The 345-nt window shown below is 62.3% G+C and carries 1 protein-coding gene; it reads left to right on the top strand.

Features of this window, described 5'->3' with window-relative positions:
- Positions 1-83: 83 nt before the first annotated feature.
- Positions 84-345: LysR family transcriptional regulator (locus CH341_RS32030; RefSeq protein WP_146604741.1), on the top strand; the 262-nt coding region annotated here is incomplete at its 3' end.

Genomic DNA, 345 nt, shown 5'->3' with positions numbered 1-345 from the left:
GCCTTCTCCATACCGCGATAGAAGGCGCTTGAAGCGCGGATGAAAAGCGATATTATCGAGCGGCCATTGTTCGATATTCTCACATGACTAGACGCCTTCCTTCCCTCAACGCGTTGCGGGCCTTTGAAGCCGCCGGTCGCCACGGCCGGATGTCTCTCGCCGCTGAAGAGCTGAACGTCACCCACAGCGCGGTCTCCCGTCAGGTGCAGCAGCTTGAAGAGATTCTGGGCGTTTCGCTCTTTGAAGGGCCGAAGAACGCCATCCGCCTGACGGAGGAAGGGCGGGCGCTCCTGCCCGGCCTGACAGCCGGGTTCGATCAGCTGCAGGCGGCGGTTGCGCGCGTCG

Source organism: Rhodoplanes roseus, assembly GCF_003258865.1.
Classification (GTDB): Bacteria; Pseudomonadota; Alphaproteobacteria; order Rhizobiales; family Xanthobacteraceae; genus Rhodoplanes; species Rhodoplanes roseus.
This window is presented reverse-complemented; position numbering and strand designations above follow the sequence as displayed.